Genomic DNA, 20,727 nt, shown 5'->3' on the forward strand with positions numbered 1-20,727 from the left:
TTATCGGTAGTTAACCCTTCCTCCTACACTCTCCACAATCATGTCCGAGCGTTGCACTTATTATCTGAATTCGCGGAAAACATTACCGCCATTAATAAATTCTTCGGCCATACCGAAGGCGACAGCACGCTCAAAAAATTCGCCTCGGTGCTCCTGCGCTGCCTGAAGAAGACCGACGTTGCCGCACGTCTGGAAGGGGGCAAATTCGTGGTTCTGTTAGGTCATGACGACGACAGGGATGTGGATACCTTCCTGTTTGGCTTGCAGTCAAAAATTGACGATCTCAATGAAAAATCAATGAAAAAATTCCGGCTGCACTATGCTTACGGCATCGTGGAGTACGATCCGGACAGACACGGCAACCTGCTGGAGATGATGAACAACAGCGAGCACGTAATGTATCTGGAAAGGAAAAAACCCCCGCTACGCCCGACGCAGGAACATAAATCCAGCGAAAATTCGTAGTTCCCGGGTTACCCCATTCATCACGAGGGCAAATGCAAATTTGCCCTCGTGTTTTTTGCAAATAATAACACCGCGGCCTTCTCCATTTATCCCACCTCTATTTCACCCAGCCATTTCATTTATTAACAAGGCTCACATCATTTTCTTATTAATTATAGAAACCATCTATTTATATAAATTAATTTAACTTAAATCATTTTTCTCCATGAATTTTCCTTTTTTTCCGGGCACTATCAATTTAGGTTTAGTCAAAAAAATGTATTTCCATTAATTAAGACTACATGTAGCGATTTTCTGTTGATTACCCGCCCGGCATCAACGGCGGAATTGTTTCACTCTCCGTGCCATTGGCGCACCGCAAGCCCTTGCGGTGGTGACGATTTATTAGCATTAACCTGAAAGTAAGATTCTAATGAATATCGAGAATAGCCAAAGTAAAACCACCAGCACGAATCCTGTATATCGTTCTGGTCGACATATGTCATGGGGTGTGTTGGGATTTTGTCTGATATTGCTGATATTGAAATATATCAGCTGACGTTGCGTATAATAAAGATGTGAAAAGAAGCACCGCCAGATGATAGAGACTGGCGGTATTTATAAATAAGCATATACCCAAGTAACTTCAATATGCAGGATGGTAGTGCTTAAACAACCTATCCCTACGATTGACTTGGGTTCACTGGCTCCTGCAACTCGAAGTATTCTGGGTATAAACAGGATTAAGACGTCACTCGAGCGCTATTTCACTGCGTAGCCGATTCGTCACCCACCCGGCTAATGCCGACGCATTTAGTGCGCGGGAATAGAGATACCCCTGAGCAATATCGCACTGCAGTTCCCTTAGCTCATTGCGCTGCTGCTCCGTTTCGACCCCTTCGGCCACCACGGTTTGATGCAGGCTTTGACCTATCTTCACCACGGTGGTGGCAATCGCTTTCATCTTGCTGCCCTCACGCAGGTCGCGCATAAAGCTTTGATCGATTTTCAGCTCGGTCATCGGCAAATGCGCCAGGCGTGACAGGCAGGAGAATCCGGTACCAAAATCATCCATCGACAGCCCTACCCCCAGCTCACGTACCGCGCAAATCACTTCCATGGTTTCCGGGCGCTTATCCATCATCACGCCTTCGGTAATCTCAATGGTCAGGCAGTGCGCAGGAATGCGGTATTGCCGCAGCAGATAAGAGATGTACTGCGGCAGGCTGCTGTTATAGAAGTTGATCGGCGAAAGGTTCACCGACACCACGGGCACGTGGATGTCATTACTGCGCCACTCCGCCATCTGGCGGCAAGCTTCATGGAGCGTCCAGCGGCCGATGCCTTCGATTTCACCGGTCTCCTCGGCAAGGGCGATAAATTTACCTGGGGGAATATCGCCCAACACCGGATCGGACCAGCGCGCCAGCGCCTCGACTCCATAAAGCTCGCCATTTTTGAGCCAGATCTGCGGTTGGTAGTGCAGATGTAAATGGTTGCTGGCAATGGCGAGTTTCAGCGCCGCCGCCAGCTTTAACCGTTCCTGATCCACCTGATTCATTTCGCTACTGAAAAACAGATAGCCGCCCGACGCCGCCCCTTTTGCCAGATGCGAAGCATGGTTGGCCTGTTTGAGCAACACATCGCGGGACATTCCGTGATCGGGATAGAGACTGATCCCGGTGCTGACCGTCACATTTAATGCCAGATCGGCAACATTAAACGGCAGGCGGAATAAGGCCTGAATGCGCTGCGCAAGTGTGGTGGCTTTTGCAGCATCGCAATCCGGGAACACCAGCACAAAGGTATCGCTGTCAGGATGGCTGACAAACGCCTGACGGGAAAATTCCGCCGTCAGACGCTGGGCAATCGCTGCCAGCACGCTGTCTCCGGCGGCATAGCCCAACGCATCGTTCACATCTTTAAAGTGGTCGAGATCGAGGAAAAAAAGCGCGGCACGCGTGTGCGTATCGCGCTGAAAAAGCTCATCAATATGACGATGCAGGGCGCTACGTTTTGGCAGACCGGTCAGCAGATTAAAGGTCGATAGCTGGGTAATCTTCTGCTGATCGATATGCACCACCATCATACAGGGTGCGCCCGCACGCGCCACCCCGTCATAGCGCACCGTTGCGGAAAGGGTGGTTTCTTCACCCGTTGCCGAGACAATCGTGAGCGACTTTTCCTCGCCGGGCGCTTCTGGCGAAGCGAACAGAGGGATATCCGCCGCCTTTCTGCCCAGCACCTGGCTTCGCGGATAACGCCATAACGTTTCCGCCGCTTTATTAAAGAAAAATACATTTTCCGCGCTGTCGAGAAGAACAACAGCGTCGTGAACATATTCCAGCGCGGCAAGCATTGACTGCGAGCCGAAAATATCATTGTCAAAAGGCATGATAGCTTTTCTATACCAGGGAGGTCGGGCCAATACTAATAGAAAGATTTCACTGGTTCAATATCACTCAATGGCGATATTCACTCCTGGCTGCATTTATAGATCGATTAAATAAATCCGCATTCATTAATTGATAAAGTTTTATTGATAAACGCCGATATTGGAAATGATAAGAACATAAACTCATTATGAAGAAATTATGGAGATTGATGATCGTCATAATTATTATTGAAAACTATGGTCTATGCTAAATACATCATCTTTTCATCTTACTGCCACGCAGGCCTGACGGCACGCGGCCTCCCACCACACACAACAATTAATACACGAAATATTAATAGACGCCTTAAATAAGTGAAATTCTATTTATTGATAGCGTCACTTGACCTGCTGCATTGCCCACCCCCAGTATATAAGGAAATTCTCAATTAAAGCGGCTATCAGCAATAAATGATGTGCCACTTAACGTATTCAATGATTGATGGTAATACGTTCCGCAGCGATAAGGAGCCAGCGGTAATAGAGAAAGAGGCAGATAACATTGCCTAAATTTAGCGCGTGTTTAACACATCGAGGACAGGCAAATACTATGTATGACGATTTAAGTTCTTTGACTGCAAAACTGAAGATGTCCGGTGTCTCTTTCCAGAAAATAAACGACGAAGATGGTGCAACAATGCAAGCAGCAGTAACAACTCCTGATGTTAATAAAGATGTAAAAGAAGCCGTTGTTGAAACCGCATCTGCGAATATTCGCCTGGAAAGTCCTCAACCGGTTGCCAACGTTAATACGATCTCTTGGCCGAAAGCCAAACCAGCGTTGGTACAGAATGCGTTTTCCTCTCCGGCCAGCGGCATTATGGAAAGCGTCGCCGCGATGTCCCGCCAGGCTGCCGAACCGGAAATTCGCGAACGCAACCCGGTACGTCTGGACGTGTTATTTACCGTAATTGGCAGATAGCCCCGCCCACTCGCCGGACAAACGTCCTGGCTTTTCTGATAAGCGTGACCTGATTCCAGGTGAGGTAATTAGCCGCTCGTCATGGGATTTATGACGAGGGCTATTCAGTCTGACAAGTCATGATTTTTAACAGGGTTACCGGAACTGATTTCAGGCCGGTACGCCTTACTGTTTTCCGTACAGATTAATAAACATGCGAAAAATCATCGGAATTATTCTCACGCTGACGCTGCTTTTATTGTCGTTGTTGGTGATCGTCACCCCAATGAGCAGCGATAAACAATACCTTTTCGGCCTGTCAGTGATCGTGGCCGTTTTTATTCTTGGCCGCTTCAAAACCAAAAAATCGGTCCTCGCGATGCTGGTCTTTTCGCTGCTGATGTCCACCCGTTATGTCTGGTGGCGCGCAACAACAACCCTGCATTTCGACTCCACGCTGGAGATGGTGCTCGGCAGCCTGCTTTTCGCCGCTGAAATCTACTCCTGGACTATCCTGGTGCTCGGCTACGTGCAAATGGCCTGGCCGCTGGAACGCCCTATCGCCCCGATGCCGAAAGATCGCAGCACCTGGCCTACCGTTGATATCTATGTGCCTTCCTATAACGAAAGCCTCGACGTGGTTCGTGATACGGTGCTGGCGGCGCAGTGCATCGAATATCCGCAGGATAAGGTCAAAGTCTATATTCTTGACGACGGCAAGCGTGATGAGTTCCGGGACTTTGCCGCAGAAGCGGGCGTGGGTTACCTCACCCGTCCGGACAACAGCCATGCGAAAGCCGGTAACCTCAACCACGCGATGACCATCACCGAAGGCGAGCTTATCTGCGTGTTCGACTGCGACCACGTGGCGACCCGCGTGTTCCTGCAGGCGACCGTCGGCGAGTTCTTCCGCGATGACAAGCTGGCACTGATTCAGACGCCACACCACTTCTATTCTCCGGACCCGTTTGAGCGCAACCTGACGGCGGCGAAGAAAGTGCCTCATGAAGGCGCGCTGTTCTACGGCCCGGTACAGCAGGGTAACGATAACTGGAACGCGACATTCTTCTGCGGCTCCTGTGCGGTTATCCGACGTTCCGCGCTGGAAGAAGTGGGTGGTTTTGCGGTGGAAACGGTCACCGAAGACGCCCATACCGCACTGAAACTGCAACGTCGCGGCTGGAATACGGCGTTCCTTGATATTCCTCTGGCGGCAGGTCTGGCGACCGAACGTCTGGCGCTGCACGTGAACCAGCGTATTCGCTGGGCGCGCGGGATGACGCAGATTTTCCGTATTGATAACCCGCTGCTCGGGCGCGGTCTCAAGCTGACACAGCGTTTGTGCTACCTCAACGCGATGCTGCACTTCCAGTATGGATTACCGCGCGTGGTGTTCCTCACCTCGCCGCTGGTCTTCATGCTGTTTAACCTGAACATTATCTCCTCGTCGGCGACGCTGATTTTCTCCTACGTATTGCCACACCTGGTGCTTTCAACCATCGTGAACTCACGCATCACGGGCAGATATCGCTACGCGTTCTGGGGGGAAATCTATGAGACGGTGATGGCCTTCCATCTGATTCTCCCGACGCTGCTCAGTCTTATCTCGCCGCGCCTGGGGAAATTTAACGTAACGGATAAAGGCGACCTGACCGACCGCGACTACTTCGATGCCTACACCGTGCGCCCGCTGATCATCACCGTACTGCTGATGGTTGGCAGCATGATCTGGGTTGGCGTGCGTTATTACATGAACTACTACACCGGCATCGACCCGCGCGTCATCCTGTTCAACATCGCCTGGGGCTGTTTTAGTACCATCATTTTGTTGGCCTCTATCGCCGTGGCGAAAGAGAGTAAGCAGATCCGCAAAACGATCCGCATCTACGCCAACCTGCCGACAAAAGTGCTGTTCTCTGACGGCTCACACATGCTGACCCGCACCTTTGATATCTCCATGGGCGGCGCGCGCGTGGCCCTGCAAAAAGAGGAAGACCTGCGCTACAAAGTGCCGGTACAAATTGAGCTGGGGCTGGGGAATGAAATTGCCCACGTGCCGCTGCGTGCTGCCGGCGTGGGTAACAACGACATTCGCGTGGAGTTCGACAACCTGCCTTTGAGCGAACGCCGCAAACTGGTGCGCGTGGTGCTGTCCCGTGCCGATGCGTGGTTCAAACCGCCTCATGCGCCGGACCGCCCGCTGGCCTCTTTCGCCGGGATTCTGCAATGCGTCTGGGAGCTGTTCTTTGGGCGTAAAAAAAGCAACGCAACGGTGAAATGCAAAATGGCCACCGTGGCGAAAAAACAGGAAGAGGTTAAACATGCGCTGTAATCCTCTGCTGTTAGTCACGGCCTTGCTGTGCGGCACCAGCAGTCTCGCCTGGGCGGCACTGTCGACCAACAATGATGCCATGCCGGAACTGCCGCCATTGCAGGGCGCGAAGAGCGCGCAGACCGCACCCGCCGTGGTCGCCGCTGCTGCGCCAAACGCCAGCGATCAGAACATTTCCAGCACGCTGAGTTTTGGCGAAATGGGCGCTACGGGCGGCCTGACGCTTTCCGGTCAGCAGTTGCAAAATGGCGTGAGCTTTACGCTACCGGGCGATCTGGTGATCACCGATGCGCATATCAGCCTGAACGTTGAGGTGAACCGCACGGATGTGTCCGGCGAAAACCTGCAACTGATGCTTAACGGCCAGCCGCTGGGGGCCATTCCGCTCGATCAGGTCCAGCAGGAGAAAGGCTTCTGGAGCCTGGACGTACCGGCCTCGATGATTGCGTCAGGCAACAACCTGAGCTTCCAACTGAAAACCAGCGACGACATTATCAATAATGTCTGGAGTTGCCAGCGCACGCTGCCGGAAGATTACCGCGTGACGTTAACGCCGGAATCGACGCTCAACTATCAGGGGTTGTGGCTGAATGTGCGTAAAACGCTCAGCACCTTCCCGCGTCCGTTCTTTGATTCAAAGCAGACCAAAGATCAGGCGCTAAGCATCTCCTTCTCCGCCAGCCCGGATGCGGATGTTCTTACCGCCGCGGCGATTGTCGCGTCTAACTTTGGCGTGATGAGCGCGGGTAAGCCCAGCCGTTTCGACGTGCAGTACAACAACCTTCCCGCAGGCAACGGTATTTTGTTTGGCAAACCCGGCGATCATATCGGTGATGTGACCATTGGCGAAAACGCAGGTGCGGCGCTGCAGGTTATCGATAACCCGGTGAACCCGGCTTATAAGCTGCTGGTCATCAGCGGCCATAATGAGACGGAACTGCGCCAGGCGGCGTGGCGCCTGACACAACCGGCGCTGCCAGACAGCGACACCCTGCAGGTGGCGGCGGTGAAAATGACCCCGCGTGCCGAATACGATGCGCCGCGCTGGGTCAACACCAGCCACCCGGTCCCGCTGCGCAATTTGCAGGCTGATGATGGCAGCCTGGTCGCGCACGGCGTCTGGCACGGGGAGAACCAACTTCCCTTCGTTACCGCACCGGATCTGTTTATGTGGGATGGCAGCGCCATACCGCTGCGTCTCAATTACAGCTTTGCGCAGAAAACCTGGATTGATGACAGTAACTCGTTCCTTAATATCAGCCTGAACGGCGAGTTCTTAAAACGCCTGCCGGTGAGCAAAGACGGTATTTTCGCACCGGTCATGAACATGCTCGGACTGACCCAGCGCCAGCAAAGCGCGGTGGTAAATATCGATCCGCGCGCCATTCTCGGCAGCAACCAACTGGGCTTCTGGTTCGGCATCAAACCGCAGAAAAACGCCCCCTGCAATACGTTGGGTGATGACAACATTCAGAGTCGGATTGACGGTAACTCCACGCTCGACTTCTCCCACTCGTGGCACTTTGGTCTGTTACCAAATCTGGGGTGGTTCAGCAACGCCATGTTCCCGTTCACCCGCAACGCAGACCTGGCGAACACCAGCATTCTGATGTCGGCGCACCCGAACCTGGAAGAGGCCTCCGTCCTGCTCAATCTGATGGCGAAATCCGGTCGCGACACCGGCGTCAGCGCCAGCTACCTGCACCTGTTTACCGGGATGCCGCAGCAGGAAAGCGGGCAGCAGCAACTGGCCAGCAGCGATGTGCTTACCATTGGCAGCCTGCGCAATGGCGAACTGCTCAAACCGCTGTTGCAGGGTAGCGCCTTCGCGCTTAACGAGAACACGCTGGAAGTGAGCACCGCCAGCTTCCTCAGCCGCCTGACATCACTGTTCAGCGGCGAGCAGGCACGCACGGATATCGATGCCGCGAGCTACCTCAGCGACACCAGCCAGTGGCGTGGCCTGTTGAGCGTGCGTTCGCCCTGGAACCCGAAACGCGTGGTGGTGATTGCCACCGGCACCGACGATCGCCAGCTGCAACAGCTGCCGGGTGATATGGCGAAACCGGCGTTTAAAAGCAACGCGAGTGGCGATTTTATGGCGACCGGGGATTCCGGCGATGTGCGCAGCTGGCGCGTTGGCGAGCAGTTCACCAGCGGTGACCTGCCGGGCTACCTGATGATTCTGTGGTTCGCCAGCCAACACATTCTCTGGTTGTCATTCCTCGCGTGCCTGATTGCCGCGATTGCCAGCCCCTTGTTGTACCGCACGTTGAAGCGACACGCTCAGCAACGCCTGCAGGATAAGACCGATCATGAATAAGCGTATTATTGGCAAACGACTGACGCACGCCTTTTACCTGATGTGTCTGATTGGCTCGAGCCACCCGGCGACGGCCGCCGACGTGCCGGATGCCAGCCAGAGCGCCAATGATGCGGCGGTCAAAAAACTGCTGACCCAGGCAAGCTACTGGCACAGTAAAGCCCATGACGATATGGCGCTCGAAGCGCTGCAAAAAGTACTCGCGGTGGATGAACACAACGTCGACGCGATGTACCTGACGGCGCTTTATCAGCTCCAGCGTGGTAACCCCCAGCAAGCGGAAATCTGGCGCAAGAAAATTGTTGAGATATCCCCGCAGGACCCGCGTTTGTCGGCGCTGAACAGCGCCAACTCGATGCAGTCCATTTCACCCTCTCAGCTCAACGCGGCGCGTAATCTGGCGCAGCGTGGGCAAACCAAAGAGGCGGTTGCGGCCTATCGCGCGCTGTTTAAAGGCAACCCGCCGGACGATCTGGCGCTGGAGTATTACCAGACGATGGCGGGTGATACCGCCACGTGGTCAGAAGGCGTGGCGGCCCTGCGCCAGCGCGTCAAAATGATGCCGGATGATAACGCCAGCAAACAGGCGCTGGCGATGGCGCTAACCTACCAGCAAGACACACGTCGCGAAGGGATCACCCAGCTCTCAGCGCTCGCGGCAGATGACAAAAGCGCCGACAAAGCGTTGCAGCAGGCGCTACTGTGGCTGGATCCGAAAGCGTCGGATCTGCCGGTGTATACCGGCTATGCCCAACGTCACCCGGAAGACAGCGCACCGATGGATCACTACCGCAAAAGCGTGGAAGGTGATGCGACCAAATCCGGCTTTGATGCGCTGAACAGCGGCGATCTTGATTCGGCGAAGGATAAATTCTCCCAGGTCTTACAAGGGCAGGCCAGCAACGGCAACGCGCTGGCCGGGATGGGCTATGTGGCGCTGCGCCAGAGCCGCTTTGCCGATGCGGAAAAATACCTGCGTCGCGCCTCGCAGGAAGATACCAACAATGAGAACAGCCTGCAGTGGGCGAAAGATGCCGACAACGCACGTTTCTACGCCTCCCTGAACCAGGCTCGCAGCCTAACGCAGAAAGGACGCTACGCCGACGCGCTCGCCAGCCTGGATTTCAGCACCAGCAGCGATTCTCGCCAGCGTCAGGCGGCGGATATGCTGCGCGCTGACATTTTGCGCCGTCAGGGCAAACCGGCGGAATCGGAGCAGGTCTATCGCCAGCTGCTGGCGGATAACCCGCAAAATGCCGATGTTCGTACCGGCCTGATGTGGGTACTGCGCCAGCAAAACAAACAGGCCGAAGCGGATCAGATCCTGCGCACGCTGCCCGCCAATCTGCGTACCCGCTACGCCACTTTTGGCGATAACGGTGATGATGAGCGTAAAGCCGCGCAGTCTGCGTTGCAGTCGGGCAATGCGTCGAGAGCCATGCAGATCCTGCAGGCGGCTTCCAGCAAATACCCGCAAAACGTCTGGCTACAGTTGGACTATGCTCGTCAGTTACGTAAAGCCGGGCAGAAACAGCAGGCCGCGACGCTGATGGCAGGCGTAGCGCAGCGCACCGACAAGCGTAACGAAGCGCTGTACGCCGCCGCCGTGTATGCCGCCGAGGATAACGACTGGTCGAAAAGCCAGAACCTGCTTTCGCAGGTTCCGCGCGGGACATCCAGCGCCGACATGGCCGCGCTCAGCAGCCGTGTCCAGAGCAACCTGCAGATGGATATCGCCCAGAACTATCTGCGTCTGGGCAATACTCAGGCTGCCCGTAACTCCCTGCGTTCACTGGAGCGCACGCCGCCGCAAACGCCCGTCGACCTTGGCCGTTACGCCCAGTTGATGATGCAGGCCGGAGACACGCAGATGGCCCTGCAACTGGTACGCGAAAACCAGGCCCAGGGGCTGCACGGCACGCTGGCAGATTATGCCGGGCAAATCCGCGTACTGAACCAGGCCGGGCGTTTCGCCGAAGCGGAAAGCGTGCTCAACTCGCCGGTGCTGCAAAACAGCGCCAGCCAGCAAGAGATCGACAATATCCGTATCGCCAACGTGATTGCGCGTGCCGATCGCCTGCGCGAAAAAGGCAAACCGGATGCCGCATGGAACCTGGTGATGCCCGCTCTACGCGCCAACCCGGCCAACACCGATTTGTTACTGGCAATGGCACGGGTATATCAGTCCGACCATATGGACGATAAAGCCGATGAAATTTACAAGTTCGTGCTGCGTAAATCGCCACGCGACAAACAGGCGCTGACGGGCATCGTCAACCTGGCGCTGGCGCGCGAGGACAACGATGCCGCCCGCCGCGCGTTTAGCGCGCTCGAGCCATCGCAGGATGCGGATTACATGATGCTGGCCGCACGCGTAGCGGCGGCAAACGGCGAAAGCCAGCGGGCAATGTCGCTGCTGCGCACCGCACAGTGGCGTCTGCAACAGGGCACCGAGGAAGATGAAGGCGACGTGATAAGCGACGTGGTCTCCCTCCCCTCGCCCACGCAGCAGGCACAGCAGACCGCCCTCACCAGCATCAACAACATGATGCAGGATTTGCAGGACAAGACCGCGACCTGGACCGGTGGCGGCGTGTCGCTGCGTAGCCGTAGCGGTGAGTCCGGCCTGGGCGCACTGGATGAGGTGAAAGCGCCGCTGACGATTTCCGGCACGATAACCGACAGCGCGCGTCTGAGCCTGAATGTTTCGCCGGTCTCACTGAACGCCGGAGAGATGTCCAGCAACTCGGCCAACCGCTTCGGTTCGGGCCAGCTTACCCATGCAACTAAACTGGCAGCCGCCGCGGCGAGTACCACCACGACTACCACGTCAACCGATGCGGATTCCCAAAGTGGGCAGCAGGCAAACGGCGTGGAGACCAACCTGAGCCTGACCGGAGACAGCTACAAACTGGATATCGGCAATACGCCGACCGGTGGCGAGTTCACCCGGCTGGTTGGCGGCGTGGAGTGGATGCCGAAACTGTCGCGCAATAGCTCACTCGATTTGAAAGCCGAGCGCCGCGCGGTCACCGACAGCCTGCTTTCATACGTTGGGGCAAAAGACAAAACTACCGGCGAAAGCTGGGGTGCCGTCACCCGTAACGGCGTGTCGGCGCAGTACGCGTGGGATAACGATCTGGTGGGGCTGTATGCCCGTCTGGGCTTCGATACCTGGATTGGCCAAAACGTGCCAACCAACCACTCGGTGAATGCGCTGGCGGGCAGCTATTTGCGTCTGTTCCGCACCAACGAAAGCGAGCTCAAGATGGGCGTCAACGTCAACTACATGGACTTTGACCGCAACCTGAGCAACTACACCCTCGGTCAGGGCGGCTATTTCAGCCCGCAAAACTATATGGCGGTCTCGCTACCCGTCACCCTGACGCGCAAGGTGGATAAATGGGACCTGATGCTGAATGGCGCGGTGGGATATCAATCCTGGCGACAGGATCAGAGCGATTACTTCCCCGGCCACAGCAGTTTGCAGTCACAGCTGAATAGCCTGGCCAGTACCGTCGATAACGTGGATTCGGTCTACAAAGCCTCCGCGAAAAACGGTGTGGGCTATACGTTGGGCGTGGACGCACGCTACCGCCTGACCGACAACGTGGCGCTAGGCGCCAATTTGGGATATGACACTTTCGGTAGCTATAACGAAGGTAAGGCGTTGTTTTATTTTAAATATTTCGTCGACCAAGACAAATAACCCGTGGGATGAATGATGTTTAGTAACCAAGACACCTATTTGCAACGCAACTATCAGGCAGGCTGGCATGACCTGGTGTATCTGTTTTTCAACGAATTTTCAGATGGGCAGTCGGACAAAGACCCGGAAGCGCTGAGACGTATTGGACAGATGATGGCCCAGTGGTATCCCATCGATCGCGCCACCACGGTCAACGAGCTGGAGAGCAGCATCAACCGCGTGCTGGAGCTGTTTAACTGGGGATTCGTCAAAATGGCCCCGGCGCAGCGCGAACTGATTCTGATGCATTGCGCCTGGCCGCACGCGCCGGAGCATCGCGATGAAGCGAGCTGGCGTCGCGCCAGCGCCACCGTACTGGAAGGCGCCTATTCGCAATGGCTGGTTTCCCAGGGGGCGGGTAATCACATCCCGGTGCGCTGGAAAGACAACGCCACCGAAGATGTATTGATTTTCCGTTACGCCATCAGCGAATAACACCGCAAAGGCATTTCCATCCTGAACAGAGATAGTCAGGTGACCATTATGTTGAATGAAATTATTGTTGCTGGAAGAAAACTCAAGCTCGAGAATGTTCACTTCATGGAGGATAATGCCTTTGTTTCACTGGTTTTTGATACCGCCGGGCATATTATTTATGCCAGTAACTATTTCTGCCAGTTAAGCGGATTTGGCAGCGACGAAATTACTGGCAAAGTCTTATTCCAGGCCACCGATGAAATCGTATCTTCATCGGTGCTCACGGCGATAAATATGATCCTGCTTACTGGTGAAAACTGGCACGGTGAAATTTATCAGCAAAAAAAGAATGGCGAGCAGCTTTGGCTGGATGCCCGATTAACGCCGCGCAGAGATGAACGTGGCGAAGTGTTCGCCTTCGTTATGCTGGCGTTTGATATTACGCGGCATATGACCATACGCGAGAAGTTACACTATCGCGCGCACAATGACGCCTTAACCAAGACATTGAATCGACAGGGCTATTACATCCGTAGCCGCAAAAAAATCCGTGCCGCCAAAGCGCATGGCGCCGACACGTACGTGGCGATTCTGGATCTGGATAACTTTAAAAATATCAATGACTACCTGGGACATGCCGCCGGAGATGAGGTGCTGCGCTGTTTTATTAGCCGGGTTAAAAACTGTATTTCACAGGACACCCTGTTAGGCCGTCTGGGGGGCGATGAATTTGCCCTGACCTTTATCGAAGGTATTGACGAGCCCGATGGCCGACAATTATTGCAGCACATCGTCGAGCAAACTCGCCAGCCAATGAAAATAACCGCCCAGGCTCAGCCGGTCGGATTATCGGTCAGTATTGGCGTGGCCCGTTATCCTGAACATGGACCAAATTTTTCGTCAGTATTAAAAGCCGCCGACACCGCACTTTATAAAGTCAAAGCACAAGGTGGGGACGATTTTATTAATTATCAGGTGACGGGATTAACCGAACCTGGCGGAATTATTAGTACCCTCGGGTGCTGATATTTGAGTAGACACAAAAAAATCAGAGTTTGTCTCCAGAGGAAATAAGAATGTTAAAGGCTGTAATCCCGGTCGCAGGCCTCGGTACGCGTATGCTGCCCGCCACCAAAGCTATCCCCAAAGAGATGCTGCCCGTGGTGGATAAGCCGCTGATCCAGTATATCGTGCAGGAGTGCTATGCCAGTGGTATCCGGGAAATTGTGCTGGTGACCCATTCCTCAAAGAATGCTATCGAAAACCATTTCGATACCTCCTTTGAGCTGGAGTCCCTGCTGGAGTCACGGGTGAAAAACCAGTTGCTGGAAGAGGTACGGACCATCTGCCCGGCAGGCATGAAGATTATGCATGTCCGTCAGGGTCACTCAAAAGGGTTGGGCCACGCCGTGCTGTGCGCCGAATCGCTGATTGGCGACAACGATTTTATCGTGGTACTGCCGGATGTGCTGATTGATGACAGCCGCTGCAATATCGCGCATGACAACCTGGCCGCCATGATCAACCGCTTCACCACCACGGGCGCAAGCCAGCTGATGATTGAGCGCGTGGCCCATGAAGATGTCTCGCGCTATGGCGTGGTCGACTGCGGGGGTCACAACCTGCCGGAAGGTGGTTTTGGCCTGGTGCGTGGCATGGTGGAGAAACCGAAAGTGGCGGAAGCGCCGTCTGATATGGCGGTTGTGGGGCGCTATGTGCTGTCGAAGGCTATCTGGCCGCTGCTGCACAAAACCCCTATCGGTGCGGGCGGTGAAATTCAGTTAACCGATGCCATTGCCATGCTGTTGCAGCAGTCTCCGGTGGAAGCGTATTGCCTCACCGGTAAGTCCCGCGACTGTGGCGATAAAATTGGCTATATGAAAGCCTTTGTTGAATACGGCTTACGTCATGGCGCGACCGGCGAAATTTTCCGCCAGTGGCTGCGTGATGAGCTGGTGCTGGAGCCTGCTGAGGCCGAAGCCGCACTGTAATTTGTTCCATAACCGGTAACGCCGTAGACGTTTTCTTTCACGGATTGCCTCATTCAACAACAGGAAATCTCATGTTAAGAACTGCCTGGTTAATGACCTGCTTATCGCTTTCATTAACCATAATGTCATTCTCAACACAGGCGCAGGATAATAACTGGACGCTGTTTAAGCATAATTATCTGAACGCAGATGGCCGCATTGTTGATCACGAAAATGGGGATATCAGCCACTCTGAAGGACAGGGTTATGGCATGTTACTGGCGGTGGTCAATAACGACCCGGTGACGTTCGAACAGATGTGGCGCTGGACGCGCAACACTCTGCTTCGACCGTCGCTTTGGCTTTTTGCCTGGCGTTATGACCCCATTGAAAAAAAAGTCACCGACGAAAATAACGCCAGTGACGGCGATACCTTAATCGCCTGGGCATTATTACTGGCCGGGAAAAAATGGCACGATCAAAGTTACATCGCCGCCTCGGAGAATATTCAGGACGCGATAATTAATTGCCTGATTATTGAGCAAGACAGCCAGACGTTACTTTTACCGGGGCTATCAGGATTTACCCGCGATGACGGTTACGTGATTAATCCATCTTATTTTGTCTTTCCGGCGTGGGAAAGTTTCTGGCAGCAACGACATAACGATATTTGGTTAAAACTCAGCAAATCGAGCCTCGCTTTGCTAGATAAAGCCCGTTTTGGAAAAACTCAGTTACCCAGCGACTGGATTTTTGTGAAGAATGATGGTGAAGTCGTGCCTGCCGATAACTGGCCTGCCCGGTTCAGTTATGATGCCATCCGTATCCCGCTTTATTTGAGTTTGAGCGAGACACAACAGCACGCTATGGACAACTTTCGGCATTTCTGGGCAAATTACAGCCGTAACGCCACCCCCGCCTGGGTGGAGGTTTCCGGTGACGGACAGGCGAATTATGACATGTCCGGTGGTATTCTGGCGGTGCGTGATTTAACGATGGGCGACTATCAACATATGGATAAGTCCCTGCATTCGGGAGAAGGTTATTATTTATCCGCGTTGCATATGCTGTCGTTATTTGCCGCGTCATTAAAAGGGTATTAAAAACCTATCCCATCAGGTGTAATTGTTGCAGTCAGTTTGGACACGGACAGCGTGGAACAACCGGAGCGTACACGCAGTACGTGAGGATTGTGAGCACAGCCCAGGGACAAACTGGCCAATAAAATAACCTAATGGGACAGGTTCTAAATCGGTTTTGGGCAATCGGGATGCCTCCGCGCGACAGTCTTCTCGCCGCACTCCCTCGTGACAGGCACGTGGGCAGCATTACATTCTGGCAGGACGCCTCAAAGAATAAACACGTATCGGACAGGAAAGCGCCTGTGCTGGTCGATGCGTTGTGTGGCGATCCGGGTGGCAGGGGTAAGGCCAACCGACAATGAATAATAAAAACCAATCACGTCTCATGTGCAGGCATGAGGGGGAGACTTAATGGCAGAGTTGAAAATAATAAGATGTCATATGCAAATCACGGGGGTATTTGTGCGTCCACAACAGAGCGGAAATCTGCGGGCCGGGGAAATAAATGAACATCCGTAACCTTGAATATCTTGTCGCGCTGGCGAAATATCGTCATTTCCAGCGCGCGGCGGAGGCGTGTAATGTTAGCCAGCCGACGTTAAGTGCGCAGTTGCGCAAGCTGGAAAACGAACTGGGCCTACAGTTGCTGGAACGTACCACCAGAAAGATTCGTTTTACCCAGACCGGGCTGCGCCTGGTGGAACAGACCCAGGTCGTCCTGCGGGAAATTGAAGCGTTGAAAAACATGGCCAGCAGCAGCTATCACCAGAGCCTGTCGCAGACGCTGGATGTCGGCATTATCCCAACACTGGCACCCTACATGTTTTCCCATATGAACGCGGTGTGCCACGAGAATTTCCCGGAAATAGAACTGGAAATTCATGAGGCGCAAACCCAGCAGTTGCTGAATATGCTCGAGTCAGACGCCATTAAATGCGCCATCATGACGTCCAATAAAGACACCAGCAAATACGTAGAATTGCCGCTGTTTGATGAGCCGTTGATGCTGGGCGTCAGCCACCAGCACCCGTGGGCACGTCTGAACGACATCAATATGGGGCATTTGAAAAACAGCAAAATTCTGATGATTGATGACAGCAACTGCCTGCACAGCCAGGTTCTGCGTTATTGCTATCAGTTTGAGCTGGAGCCGGATACCCGTTTCGTGGCGATGCACCTGGAAACATTACGTCGCAGCGTGGCATTTAACCGCGGGGTGTCCTTCTTCCCGCTGCTGTCCACGCAGCACGGCGACAATGAGAATATCAAATATCTCCACTGCACCGCGCCGGAGCCAAAACGCAAAGTGGTGCTGATTTTCCACCGCAGCGATCCGATGCGTAAGAAATACGAAATACTGCGTAACGCGATTGCGCGTTACATGGAACGCTATTTTCTCGACTTCAATGTGATGGCGTAAGCAAGCCGGTTTCAGCAGCGCTGTTGCTGACACATATCGCCGTGTTCGAAGTTATCTTCGCGACAATCATGCGCCTGCGTGGTTGTCGTTTTTTTCATTAACCCCTGCATGATCTGCTCCGGCAGCACCACACCGCGATGGTACAACTCTTCAATATTCAGCCAGACCGTCACCAGCAGGATGGTGTAATCCGCAATCGCTAAGGGTGACGTCTGCGCGACGATAAACGGCAGGAGTGCGCTAAGCCGGGCAAGATCCTCGGCAGTCACTTCATCGTGGTAATACGGCCGGGACAGGAGCTGATAAAGCTCAGCTTCATCGCCAGTGGCAACCCATGACAGTCGCACAGCGATAGTTTTCACAAACGGCGGAACCAGGACATTTTGTTCTGAGAGCGGATCCAGATGTAAGGGGTGGCCTTGACTTTGCGATTCAGCTTTCATCGTTTCCTCGATACCGGGTGCAATTATCCATGGTCATTCTTGTATTCATCGACCTTGCAGGGAATTTCTTTAGTGCTTTATTTAAAATAGATAATAATTGCGTAATTATCCATGCACCTTTTCTGAAAATTTATAAAAAATCCAATCAAAACAATAGGTTAAATACCAATCAGTTATTGACGAAATCGATCTATTTACCGCTTATTTATATACAGTGTTTATTAAAGTGGTGATTAAACCGCTTTTAATAGCCAAAGATGATGGATTACAGGATATATTTTAAAATTGTGGCGTAAGAAAATTCCCACGTCGGGAATAATGGTAATGCAGAAAAAGAGAGCTAATCGAAAGCTCAGGCATAGAGCGCAGCGTTGTAGGACGGTTGGACAGGCGAGAAAGTGAGACAAAAAAGCCAGGCTACAATCCGCCGGGCTTGCGTGATTTACGGTCTTGAGGCCGTGCCGTCCGGCGTTCGCGCCATCGTCCAGGACGGGATCCCCCCCTCGCACGGATATTTCGCCGCTTTGGCTTCATCAATGTCGATCCCCAGACCCGGCTTATCGTTCAGGTAGGCATAACCGTGGTCGATCTCCGGGCAGCCCGGGAAGACATCGCGCAGCGCATCGTTCATTGGCGTGTATTCCTGAATGCCAAAGTTCGGCGAGCTCAAATCCAGATGCATGTTGGCGCAGACCCCGACCGGCGAAATGTCGCCCGGCCCATGCCATGCAGTACGCACGCCGTTCAGTTCACTGTAGACCGCGAGTTTCTTCGCCGGCGTAATACCGCCGATGGTGCTCACGTGGCAGCGAATGTAGTCGATAAGCTTGTTGTCGATGAGCGGCTTCCACTCATTCACATTCACAAACAACTCACCCATGGAGATTGGCGTGGAAGACTGCAGGCGCAGCATTTTCAGCCAGTCGATATTTTCCGGCGCCACCGGATCTTCAAGGTAAAACAACTGATACTGTTCGAGCGTTTTGGCCAGATTAATGGCGGTCACCGGGGTGACGCGCTCGTGCACATCATGGATAAATTCGATGCCAAAGCCGAGCTTATTACGCAAGTGGTCGAACAGACGCGGGACGCTTTTGGCGTAGGCGTCCGGGTCAAAGTAGATGCCGGGCGTTTTGCTGCGCGGTGAACGCTTCGGCTGAATGTTCTTCGCTCGCGCCAACTGCGTGGCGATCAGCTTGAGGTCATCGGTCCCCGCGCCGCCGTACATGCCCATCTGGCAGCGAACGTACTGGTAGCCCTCTTCCATTCTGGCGCGGATGTTATCTTCCACTGCCACTTCATCACCACCGTCGGTGTGGCAGTACAGCGGGATCCCATCACGGCATTTGCCGCCCAGCAGATCATAAACCGGCATCCCCGCCAGCTTACCTTTGATATCCCACAGCGCCATGTCCACGCCGGACAACGCATTGTTCATGATCGGGCCATTGCGCCAGTAGCCGCTCACCGCGCCCGACTGCCAGATATCCTCAATACGGGTCGGATCTTTGCCAATCAGAAAAGGGGCCATGTACTCATCGATCGCGCTTTTTACCGCGAAGATACGCTGAGTAAATGTCGCGCATCCCAGCCCATACAGCCCCGGCTCGTTGGTCTCTATCTTAACGACCGCCAAATCAATGCCACCCGGCGCCGTCAGAATCGTTTTCACGTTGGTGATTTTCAGGTTACTCACTTTCACTCCTCAACTCAGCGAATTTACCGCATGTCATACCGTTGTGGATGACATGACGCACATTTGTAAGTTGTCCTACAACTTGATGCTGTTATATCACGCTTCTTTCACAGAGGATCGCTGCGAGCGCCATTCTGTGACAGCGATCAAATTGCGTTCAGTTCAAACTCAATATACACTTATAATTCAATGAATTAATAGAATTTCAGCGATCGCCACGTGGCGCTGCTTGTGATCCTTGTTGCAAATTCATGGGTGAACTGTTGATTTTATCAGGGCGAAAATCCAACCTTAAATAAGACAGTCGTCATACAAATTAAACGAGTGAGGAAACAACATGACCGCTTTATTTGATTTAACCGGGAAAACGGCGCTGGTAACGGGCTCTGCACGTGGACTGGGCTTTGCCTACGCAGAGGGCCTTGCCGCTGCGGGTGCACGGGTCATCCTGAATGATATTCGCGACACGCTGCTGGCCGAATCCGTGGATACGCTGACAAGTAAAGGTTACGACGCACAGGGTGTGGCTTTCGACGTCACCGATGAACAGGCGATTGAGGCGGCTTTTAGCAAACTCGATGCAGAGGGGATCAGTGTGGATATCCTGATCAATAACGCCGGTATTCAGTACCGTAAACCGATGGTCGAACTGGAGCTGGAAAACTGGCAGAGGGTGATCGACACCAATCTGACCAGCGCGTTCCTGGTCTCCCGCACGGCGGCGAAACGGATGATTGCGCGCAACAGCGGCGGCAAAATCATTAATATCGGCTCACTCACCAGCCAGGCGGCCCGCCCGACCGTGGCCCCGTACACAGCGGCAAAAGGCGGCATCAAAATGCTTACCTGCTCAATGGCCGCAGAATGGGCGCAGTTTAATATCCAGACCAACGCCATTGGGCCGGGCTACATCCTGACCGACATGAACACCGCGCTTATCGAAGACAAGCAGTTCGACACCTGGGTGAAAAGCAGCAATCCTTCCCAGCGCTGGGGCCGTCCGGAAGAGCTCATCGGCACCGCCGTCTTCTTATCATCCAAAGCATCAGATTATATCAACGGGCAAATTATTTACGTCGATGGTGGCTGGCTCGCCGTGTTATAAGCCGCCCGTACTCTACCTACTCGCCTTTAAAATTGATGGCATGTGTTCACCTCGATGCATGCCGATATAACACAGGTATTATTATGAAGGCTTCAAGACAACGACTCTTTATTCTCACATTGCTGTTTATTGTGACTGCAATTAATTATATGGATCGCGCCAATCTTGCCGTTGCTGGTTCGAATATCCAGAATGATTTCAGTCTGACGCCAACACAACTGGGTTTGCTTTTCTCCATGTTTACCTGGGCCTACGCTGCCAGCCAAATCCCTGTCGGCTATGTCCTTGATCGCATTGGCTCACGTATTCTTTACGGTGGGGCGATTATTCTGTGGAGGGCGGATTCAACTCCGAAGTGCAACGCTAAGCCGCCAATCTTAGCTCTGCAAACACCACAGACGGTTGCCTGAAT

General features: G+C 53.6%; 14 protein-coding genes and 1 pseudogene. 12 read left to right on the forward strand and 3 right to left on the reverse strand.

Features of this window, described 5'->3' with window-relative positions:
* Nucleotides 1-465 (forward strand): diguanylate cyclase domain-containing protein (locus ACSZPU_RS13360; protein ID WP_498999479.1); only part of this gene is annotated, 465 nt, incomplete at its 5' end.
* Between the two features lie 730 nt (nucleotides 466-1,195).
* Here the strand turns inward: ACSZPU_RS13360 and ACSZPU_RS13365 are convergent.
* Nucleotides 1,196-2,839, reverse strand: coding sequence for an EAL domain-containing protein (locus ACSZPU_RS13365; protein ID WP_498999481.1), 1,644 nt, complete (start codon nucleotides 2,837-2,839; stop codon nucleotides 1,196-1,198).
* A gap of 589 nt (nucleotides 2,840-3,428) precedes the next feature.
* Here ACSZPU_RS13365 and ACSZPU_RS13370 point away from each other — a divergent pair.
* The 9 genes from ACSZPU_RS13370 to oxyR all read left to right on the forward strand — a co-directional run bounded on the left by ACSZPU_RS13370 (nucleotide 3,429) and on the right by oxyR (nucleotide 17,071).
* Nucleotides 3,429-3,800 (forward strand): hypothetical protein, encoded by a 372-nt coding sequence (locus ACSZPU_RS13370; protein WP_498999483.1) that lies wholly within the window; start codon nucleotides 3,429-3,431, stop codon nucleotides 3,798-3,800.
* A 193-nt stretch (nucleotides 3,801-3,993) separates the two neighbouring features.
* Nucleotides 3,994-6,111: a UDP-forming cellulose synthase catalytic subunit gene (gene bcsA / locus ACSZPU_RS13375; protein WP_498999486.1), complete on the forward strand. Its 2,118-nt coding sequence runs from the start codon at nucleotides 3,994-3,996 to the stop codon at nucleotides 6,109-6,111.
* On the forward strand, nucleotides 6,101-8,434 hold the full coding sequence (locus ACSZPU_RS13380) for a cellulose biosynthesis cyclic di-GMP-binding regulatory protein BcsB (protein WP_498999488.1): 2,334 nt from the start codon (nucleotides 6,101-6,103) through the stop codon (nucleotides 8,432-8,434). The genes bcsA and ACSZPU_RS13380 overlap by 11 nt, the downstream gene beginning before the upstream one ends.
* Entirely contained in the window at nucleotides 8,427-12,143 is a 3,717-nt protein-coding gene (locus tag ACSZPU_RS13385; RefSeq protein WP_498999491.1) for a cellulose biosynthesis protein BcsC, read from the forward strand. Before ACSZPU_RS13380 ends, ACSZPU_RS13385 begins: the two co-directional genes overlap by 8 nt.
* Before the next feature lie 12 nt (nucleotides 12,144-12,155).
* Nucleotides 12,156-12,617 (forward strand): cellulose biosynthesis protein BcsD, encoded by a 462-nt coding sequence (bcsD, locus tag ACSZPU_RS13390; RefSeq protein ID WP_498999494.1) that lies wholly within the window; start codon nucleotides 12,156-12,158, stop codon nucleotides 12,615-12,617.
* A 48-nt stretch (nucleotides 12,618-12,665) separates the two neighbouring features.
* A complete protein-coding gene (locus ACSZPU_RS13395) occupies nucleotides 12,666-13,625 on the forward strand; it encodes a GGDEF domain-containing protein (protein WP_498999496.1) in 960 nt (319 codons plus the stop codon).
* Nucleotides 13,626-13,669: 44 nt separating this feature from the next.
* Nucleotides 13,670-14,590 carry a UTP--glucose-1-phosphate uridylyltransferase GalU gene (gene galU, locus ACSZPU_RS13400; protein ID WP_498999513.1) on the forward strand — a complete coding sequence of 307 codons (921 nt, stop codon included), beginning with the start codon at nucleotides 13,670-13,672 and terminating at the stop codon, nucleotides 14,588-14,590.
* Between the two features lie 71 nt (nucleotides 14,591-14,661).
* Nucleotides 14,662-15,672 (forward strand): family 8 glycosyl hydrolase, encoded by a 1,011-nt coding sequence (locus ACSZPU_RS13405; RefSeq protein WP_498999499.1) that lies wholly within the window; start codon nucleotides 14,662-14,664, stop codon nucleotides 15,670-15,672.
* A 484-nt stretch (nucleotides 15,673-16,156) separates the two neighbouring features.
* On the forward strand, nucleotides 16,157-17,071 hold the full coding sequence (gene oxyR, locus ACSZPU_RS13410) for a DNA-binding transcriptional regulator OxyR (RefSeq protein WP_498999502.1): 915 nt from the start codon (nucleotides 16,157-16,159) through the stop codon (nucleotides 17,069-17,071).
* An 11-nt stretch (nucleotides 17,072-17,082) separates the two neighbouring features.
* On the opposite strand, the gene ACSZPU_RS13415 is transcribed toward oxyR, so the two are convergent.
* Nucleotides 17,083-17,514, reverse strand: coding sequence for a hypothetical protein (locus ACSZPU_RS13415; protein ID WP_498999504.1), 432 nt, complete (start codon nucleotides 17,512-17,514; stop codon nucleotides 17,083-17,085).
* Nucleotides 17,515-17,956: 442 nt separating this feature from the next.
* Nucleotides 17,957-19,210 (reverse strand): enolase C-terminal domain-like protein, encoded by a 1,254-nt coding sequence (locus tag ACSZPU_RS13420; RefSeq protein ID WP_498999507.1) that lies wholly within the window; start codon nucleotides 19,208-19,210, stop codon nucleotides 17,957-17,959.
* Nucleotides 19,211-19,547: 337 nt separating this feature from the next.
* Here ACSZPU_RS13420 and ACSZPU_RS13425 point away from each other — a divergent pair, with 337 nt between their 5' ends.
* Together ACSZPU_RS13425 and ACSZPU_RS13430 are read left to right on the forward strand one after the other, a co-directional pair.
* Entirely contained in the window at nucleotides 19,548-20,315 is a 768-nt protein-coding gene (locus ACSZPU_RS13425) for an SDR family oxidoreductase (protein ID WP_498999510.1), read from the forward strand.
* A gap of 83 nt (nucleotides 20,316-20,398) precedes the next feature.
* Nucleotides 20,399-20,650: pseudogene (locus ACSZPU_RS13430) on the forward strand (MFS transporter); the annotation flags it as partial.
* Nucleotides 20,651-20,727 lie beyond the last annotated feature (77 nt).

Origin of the sequence: Phytobacter sp. V69 (assembly GCF_965644215.1) — a bacterium.
Taxonomy (GTDB): Bacteria; Pseudomonadota; Gammaproteobacteria; order Enterobacterales; family Enterobacteriaceae; genus Phytobacter.